Source organism: Streptococcus handemini, assembly GCF_040984445.1.
Lineage (GTDB): Bacteria > Bacillota > Bacilli > Lactobacillales > Streptococcaceae > Streptococcus > Streptococcus handemini.
The window spans coordinates 1-8109 of record NZ_JBFRYH010000078.1 but is presented as its reverse complement, the minus strand read 5'-3'; the positions used below and the strand labels follow the sequence as shown (position 1 = coordinate 8109).

5 protein-coding genes and 1 pseudogene are annotated in these 8109 nt (G+C 37.4%); 1 reads left to right on the top strand and 5 read right to left on the bottom strand.

Annotated features, from left to right (window positions below):
* Positions 1–1057: 1057 nt before the first annotated feature.
* From ABPH35_RS09665 to ABPH35_RS09650, 4 genes are all read right to left on the bottom strand, one after another.
* Positions 1058–2038 (bottom strand): polyprenyl synthetase family protein, encoded by a 981-nt coding sequence (locus ABPH35_RS09665; RefSeq protein WP_368849775.1) that lies wholly within the window; start codon positions 2036–2038, stop codon positions 1058–1060.
* Positions 2039–2457: 419 nt separating this feature from the next.
* Positions 2458–2586: a hypothetical protein gene (locus tag ABPH35_RS09660; RefSeq protein ID WP_368849774.1), complete on the bottom strand. Its 129-nt coding sequence runs from the start codon at positions 2584–2586 to the stop codon at positions 2458–2460.
* A 597-nt stretch (positions 2587–3183) separates the two neighbouring features.
* A complete protein-coding gene (locus tag ABPH35_RS09655) occupies positions 3184–5076 on the bottom strand; it encodes a DUF4838 domain-containing protein (protein WP_368849773.1) in 1893 nt (630 codons plus the stop codon).
* Between the two features lie 4 nt (positions 5077–5080).
* Positions 5081–6409, bottom strand: a complete 1329-nt coding sequence (locus tag ABPH35_RS09650; protein ID WP_368849772.1) for a PTS transporter subunit EIIC — start codon at positions 6407–6409, stop codon at positions 5081–5083.
* A 195-nt stretch (positions 6410–6604) separates the two neighbouring features.
* Between ABPH35_RS09650 and ABPH35_RS09645 the strand changes: the two genes are divergently transcribed.
* Positions 6605–7807: an ROK family protein gene (locus ABPH35_RS09645; protein ID WP_349989519.1), complete on the top strand. Its 1203-nt coding sequence runs from the start codon at positions 6605–6607 to the stop codon at positions 7805–7807.
* A 185-nt stretch (positions 7808–7992) separates the two neighbouring features.
* Here the strand turns inward: ABPH35_RS09645 and ABPH35_RS09640 are convergent.
* Positions 7993–8109: pseudogene (locus ABPH35_RS09640) on the bottom strand (IS982 family transposase); the annotation flags it as partial.

Here is an 8109-nt window from a genome sequence, read left to right as displayed (position 1 = left end):
GGTCAAACTGATGGCGGGAAGGCCTTTTTATTTTGCCCTAAACCACTCTACTAGACTATTTTTTTTCAAAATAAAACAGAAAACAAAAAGACAAACCAGACTCTCGACTAGTTTGTCTTCGGTCTAAGAGATTAGAAAACTAATCTCTTTTTCTATATCACCTAAATCTCATCTCCAAAATACTAAGCAAGACCAGCATATAAGACTAAGCATTTCCAGACGAAAAAGCAAAACTTGTTTTCTAGGAAAGATGTTCTCAACTGAAAAAGTAAAACGTAGAACATAGTCAGGAAATTTTTAGCAAAAAACAGCAGACTTGGAACATAGGCAAAGATGTTTCAATGAAAAATACCAGACTGGAAAGCGAGGGAGCCGTTCTTCACGAAAAAAATGCGAGACTAAAAACATAGGGAGGAGATTTTTCAGTGAAGAAAGTAAAACTTAGAACACAAGCAAGGAATTTTCAACGAAAAATGTAAGACTTAGAACATAGGTACGGATTTTTCAATGAAGAATGCCAGACTGGAAAGCGAGGGAAGAAAAAACGTACTATTTTCAATACTCGTCCAAAATCAACAAATAACACGATGTATCGAATAACAAAATAAGAACCTGTATTCACAGCTAACACTATTCTGCACTAGCCTTATTTCCAACCTTCCACACTTCTCAATTGCATGGGGCGAGCTGCGCTCGTTCTATTTCCAGCCTTCCACAATTCTCAATTGTGGAAGCTAGGCAACCTTGCGGATATTAACAGTCCAGTGGACTGTTAATACTTGAGCCTAGAAATGAGAAAGCGAAATTGGCAAAATCGATTTCTATGAAATCACGGTGTTTGTCCCACTCCCAACGGAATTTTTGAGACCTAGGCTCAAAAATTAGGAATGAAACTCCGAAGGAGGTTGCTTCCGTTCGCACTACATAAGAAAAGATAAAAAAGTTATTTTTTGAAATTAACTGGGGATAACATCTCCTATTGAGAAAACTGCCACCATACAAAAAGTGAGACCAACTGTCGCTTTAAACGTACAGCTGCGCCTCACTCTTTTTTAGCTTAACTACTTCTTTTTAATAACTGTTTTGTTAAATTGTATAATAGGTCTTTGGCTGGGTGATTTGGCAACTGTTCGATTGCAGATACTGCTTTTTGCGTAAAGAGCTCTGCTAGCTTCCTTGCCTGCTCTAATCCCCCTTCTTGCTTCATTAAAGCAATAACAGCCTGTACATCTTCTTCTGTCATATCCTGCCGCTTATCCAAATAAGGACGAAAGGCGGTAGGATTTTTTTGTAGAGCACATAAGAGGGGCAAATTATAAATGCCTTGACCAATGTCTTCCAAGACAGGCTTATTCAAGGTCGCTTGTTGTTCTGTATAGTCTAACAAATCATCAATCATCTGAAAAGCCATACCAATATAAAAACCGATATGTCCTGCCAAGCGGATGGTTTCTTGATCTGCACCACCAAAGTAGGCACCTTCTCGACTTGCCAGTTTAAACAAGGCAGCGGTTTTCCCAGCAGCAGCTCGTAAATAGTCATGGACTGTTTGCGCCTGATTATAATAGGCAGACATCTGATCAAGCTCACCAACTAGTATTTTCTTCATTGCCTTGGCATTGACATTCATATAAGGTGAGCCAGACATGGACTCTAGGAGTAAGCCAAAAAAGACGGTAAAGAGCAAGTCTCCTGTGTAGACGGCAACATCCTTACCAAAGCGACTTTGAATCGTCACCTGTCCTCGGCGGAGTGGAGAGTCGTCAATAATGTCATCATGAACCAAGGTCGCCAAGTGCAAGACCTCAAGAGAGGCTGCAGCGATCATCAACTTGCCCTCATCGAGTCTTGGTGTGCCACCAAACTCCTCAAATAAAAAGAAAAAAGCGGGGCGAAGGTACTTTCCACCTGCGCTATTTAGCTCCACTAGTGCCTGCTTGATACCCGCATGTCGTATGTGGACCTTCTTTTCAATCAGGGATCTTACATTATCAAGTTTTTCTTCCAACCCCTCATAGCGACTCCAATACGCTGCCATTTCCTCATCTCCTTGATTCCTAACTGCTCTCTATTTTACATTATTTAGGCTGTAATAGCTAGTATAGCATGCTAGAAATTTGCTATAGGGAAGTAGTCTAGCCTTATAATTAAAAATAATCCAATTCAACCAACCTCGCTCTGCTATTTCTAGGCGAGGGAAAAACAGTCCGCTGGACCTGAACTCGCATTCTCGTTTCTCGACTCGGAAAAAAACGATCCCTCATATGTCAAGTAACAAAACTATTATTTTCTAAAGAAACCTGTCTTTCAAAATGAAGCTTCTGTTGAACCCTTCTTAGGCACGCAATCCAATGACTATCAGGAAACAGCCAGTTACCGAAAAACAAGAGGATTTCTAGAATGCCAAGATACGCTGGAAAGTCTTTTTGACTAACTATTTGAATTTCTACCATCTGTTTACACAAAATTATTGACAGAACCCATCATAATATCAACCTTTTGATCTGAAACTTTAATCGTTACCTTATAGCCATTAATTGCTACGGCTACGGCTACGGCTTCAGTTTCTGTTACTTTCTTATCCATTTATACTCATCATCCTTTTCTTTCAAAATTCCTCAGTAGGTTCGACTAGTGAAGTCAATCATGGGAGTCCCACCCGCTGTCCTTTACGATGGCAGCCTGAACGATCAGAAGTATCATTATCATTTATTTGTATCATGGCAGATAGAGGACTACTCTATTTTATAGCTAATGGATTACCGCTCATCTCATTGCGCATCAAACTAAGTTGCTCATCAAATAATAAAAGTCCTGCTTTGGACTATTCAATTATCAAAGAACTTAAACAGATAAGTACCTCGTCTATAACAAAACTATTCCCATAAGTGACGGTTATGAGAATAGTTTTTTTCATGTTAGAGAATTTTGATCAGACAAAAGAGGCACTATAATTTCTGTAGCGGGTAAAACCACCATGGAGATTATGGAGCCTCTATTTTTAAGACTTTTTGCCCAGCATCTCGTTAACTTAATGAAATTGGGCTCATGTCTATCCTCTTGTTACAGCTTTGTTGCTATAGTAGACATGCTTGATTTTTTAGCGTCACATTGCAGCTATTCAGCAGTATCGAGGCAAGATCAACTTTCGGCGAACTAGTCGATATCCTCTCCTACTCCCATTTATACTTTAAATCCAGCATAATTTTTTGCAACTTCAATCACGCGATAAACATCTAAATGAGGTTGAAAATCAGATTCATGACTCCGAATATAGTTCAGTACATCATGCCACCAAATTTGCGCTTCTAAATAATTTCCTGAAGCCATTAGATGAAGAGCATGGGCTAATTTTACAACATAAGCACGGTGGTAACTTAACTGAATCCAAGCTTCACGCTCTGTTCCTGTATGATTTGGAATATTTTCCTCTAGTATATCTATAAAATTAAAAGCCAATTTACTAGAAATATCATATTTAACGGATAAATCTGCATCCTGACGTGAACCAATCGCATTAAAGTAATCGCAAGAAGAATACTCAGATAATGCTTCTAGATAATGTACAACCTCCTGCCACTTTTCTCCATACAAAGCGCCAAAATACATCTCTGTCAGTTCCTCATAGCTCAACTGTTTATTCCATAACATTTGTCCCATCACGAAATTTGGAAAATTATGAGGAAAACCTGCTCTCAATTCCTGACAGCTAATATATCCATTTAGACCCAAATTTCCTATGTACGCAATATCATGATAAATAATCTTACTAATGTTCATATACCCTAAATCGCCGTAATGAGCACGCCCCAGTGGATAATCATAGACAAAACTGTCCCCTTTAAAAACTTCTTGCCACTGGAACAAATAGGATAAATTTTCCTCAAGTGAATTCGGAAGCACGATTCGATTTCGAGCATACTCTTTCGGAGAAGGAACATTCAACTGATAGTCCACATCAGCATAACTCATTTCAAAGGTTCGCGTAATCGGCGCAAACATCATAACAAAACGATTTGGATTTTTTAATGTTTCATGTTTAGGTGCAAATAATAACTCATGATAGAGTAGGAAACAAATTTTTGTATCTAAACCAGCGTCCTCTAGGGCTTTGTCCAACTGATTCAATATTCGAATATACTGATCAGCAGGAATCTCTTTTTGGCAATTTTCACACTCACAAATATTATTCCGAGCATCAGACAACCAAACATGAAGATAGTCTACATCTCTACGATTTTTAGCATACTCAACAATTAGTTTACACATCTTATCGCCGACTTCAGGGTTTGAGAAGCATAAACTTGTCAAAATAGGTGCTGTATGAAATAGTTCCCGCTCCCCATCTAACTCAGCTACTAGGGACTTCTTATCGTCAGGCAATGTCAAGCCAGACTCCCATCCATACTTTGAAGAATACCCCAGTACTTCTCCTGTCCAACCATGACCAACTCGATGATGATACAAACCACGCTTCATCATTTCACTATCTAACTTATCGCTCATTTCCTGAGCAATTTCATTGTTAAAAGGTTCTTTCTTTGAATATGGATTAAATTCATGCTCATACCAGCGTTTCAAAAAAGAATAGGGATTCTCAAACTGTACAAAAAAACTATTCATGTTAATTTTAGGTAACCAATCTAGAAAATCCATAATATTTTCATAACTGTCAGCACCTTCAATACAGACACCACGATGTCGATAACTAGCCGTTTCCTTAATCGAAATCACCTTGGCCTGCCAATCTACCATGGATAACTTAGGGAGTTGTTCAAAACGACGACCTGGCCGAGTAAATACCGCTCCCAGCTCCGTCAATAACCGATAAACCGCAATTAACAATCCGCTCTTACTATTTGCTGCTAAGAAATATGTCCCATCTTTCGCCTGAATATCAATCGTATCAGGAATAGTATCCTTTGTTTTATGAAAATCTAAAATAATATCTGCTTCTTTTATATTCTCTGTTAGAAAAACATCAGCTCCCAAAATAGCCTTTAAATAATAGGTTAATTCAGAAACAGCGAACGATGATGTTTCATTTGTGACTTTATCAAATACTGCAATCTTCATAGCACTACTCTCCTGACAATTCTAACTCCAAATTTTTCTTATCAGCAATTTTGAAAAATGGGAAATAAATAGCAAAGGAAACCCCAATTAATACCACCTGCAACAAGGCACCTTGCCAGCTTCCTCCCGTTGCTAAGAAGCCACCTAAAACAGGAGGCATGGTCCATGGTAGAACAACGCCTGTTGTCATTGGAACAAATCCAAATGCCATCGCAAAATAGGTTATAATCGCATTGACTGTCGGAGTCAAAACAAAAGGAATCATCATAATTGGGTTTAATACTGTTGGAAAGCTAAAGAGAATAGCTGTATTGATATTAAATAACGAAGGAATAAAGGAAAGTCTTCCCAAGTTCTTAAATGTTTTACTCTTGCTAAAGATCAACAAGCAAAGTGCCAAACCAACAGTCGCACCACCTCCTCCAATAAAGACAAAGAGATCTTTGAACGGTAAAGTAATAATGTGTGGTAGTTTTTCACCAATAGCTGCAGCTGCTTGATTTTCTTCTGTAAATTGTAGCCATACAGGATCAACAAAGGCATTTAGTACCTGCCCTCCATTGACACCAGTAAACCAAAAGAGAGAATTAACAAGTACAACTAAAATCATTCCTCCTAAACTACCAGCAATATACCCCAAAGGTTTACCTACAATAAGACCTAATACAGCTCCAAGACCACCCTTGACTCCTAGCATCTCTAAAGTTTGGAAAATACATGCCCAAAAAATCAATGTAGTTAGCGCTGGAAGTAAGGCTGCAAAAGATTTTCCTACAACATCAGGAACATTCTTTGGCATTTTTATCGTAATCCCTTTTTGGATAAAATAACGATAAATTTCTGCTGATACAAGACCTACTGCAATTGCGACAAATAGCGCACTAGCATTTAGACTTCCAAAAGGAATAGCCCCGCCAAAAACTTGGCTAACCTGCTCTCCTGATTCATTATAAACCATTGTAGTAAAACGTGGAGCTAACAGTACAAATGAAGAAAGGGCAATAACCCCTGCAGAAGGTCCATCTGTTCCATAAGATTCTGATAATCTATACGCAATTCCAAATGTTGCGATTAAAGAAATGATGGCCATCGTTGATTGGTTCATGCGAGTTAAAATTCCTAAAATTCCTATATTCTCCAAAAAACCAACAACCGAAAATCCTCCTAAAGCCTGATCTGGCCAACTAATTAATAATAGAAAAAACGATCCTACTAATACAAGTGGCATTGCCATCATGAATCCATCACGAACCGATTTCAAGTGACGTTGATTTCCCACCTTAGTACCAAATGGTGCTAAGGTGTGTTCTAGAAAATGCATAAATCCATTCATTTTCTTTCCCTCCGTTTATTTTATTTTTATAAAATAATTATATCGTGAAAACGCTTCTATGTCAACTTATATCTTATTTTTTATAAATAAAATGAGAAAGAAGCTATTTTCTATTTGATTTATCTCTGTTTTTTATTTTTTCATCTTTTATGTTATAATTCTCGTAAGAATAATCTGTTAAATTGGAGACGCAACATGTGTAAGAAAGAAGAAACCATTCGGTTGATTTCCGGAAATATCTTAGAAACGATATTTCGACATCAAACAAGTTCTAGAACGAGTATTTCCAAGGCTACAGGATTGACGCCTGCTACTGTCACTAATACCATTAACCTCTTAGTATCCAACAACAAAGTCATTGAGACTGGAGATGAGGTCCGAGTTGTCAAAGGATCTGGCAGGAGCAGAAGATTAATTACCATAAACAAGAACTTTAAACATTATATTGGTATAGAAATAAATGCAACGGGTATTTTTTTAACAATCACCGATACTTTGGGAAATAAAGTAAAAAATAGCAAAACAAACATTGATGATTACAACTATAAGAAAATAAATGATGTTCTGATCAACCTGATAGCAAACACCATTAAAAAGTTCCCAGAATTACGATTTGGTGGGATCGGTATTTCTGTACCTGGTCATTTTGAGCACCAGACTGGCAGAATCATCTCCAATAACTCTAAGTGGGAATTCTTTCAGATTTCCGAAATAAAAAAGAAGATCCATCTTCCTATCTTCTTAGAAAACAACATCAATTGCATGGCCGTTGCAGAATATCTTTTCCATCCTGAAAGTTCTCCTGAACAATTTTTATTCATCCATATTGGCCCTGGACTTTTTTGTTCCTTTTTCGACAATCACTCTATCTTAAAAAAGAAAAACTTTTATATAGGGGAAATAGGACACACAATTGTTGATCATAATGGTCCCATTTGCGAGTGTGGGAAAAGAGGCTGTCTTCAAACCTATATTTCTGATACTTGGCTGATAAAAAACGCAGAATTTTTATTTGAAAATGCCAAAAACACGATTATCAAAACATTAGTCGCCTCACCTGCAGATCTAAACTTAGAGGTGATCTATCATTCATATCTACTAGGAGATAGCTTTATTATTGATAAAATTGAATCTGGTATTCAATTTTTAGCAACATCGATTGCCAACACGTTGATCATTTACGATTCTCAAAAAGTCTACATCAATAGTCAACTATTCAATTATCCTGGTTTTTCAGAAAAACTAATTACTCTAATTAACGAGCAATTACAATTTATTCCTACAAAACGCAATTTAAATATCGACATCCTCCCCTTCAATCCGTATAGAGGAGCTAGCGGAGCGGCAGCTTTAGCTGTGTATAACAATCTTATCTGGGAAAACAATTCCCAAGCATAAAAAATCTCCAAGAGATTCATCCTATCTCTTGGAGATTTTTTCTTAAAATATTTTACTAAAAATGCGAATATCAGGATGAACTCTCAGCAAACTAGAAGGAAAACCCGAGGATGGAGAACCACAGATCGTTCTACGCAAAACAGAGTAGTGCCAATCACGAAAAACACTTAGGATAACTCGTGGTGCTAGTTAATCTCAAAGTATCTCAAATTATAAGCAAGTATAATTTGTTCAATTCTCAACTGCAATCCTGTTAAGCTCCTAGTTAATGTCTGTTCGACATCAAAAAGAGCACAAAGTTC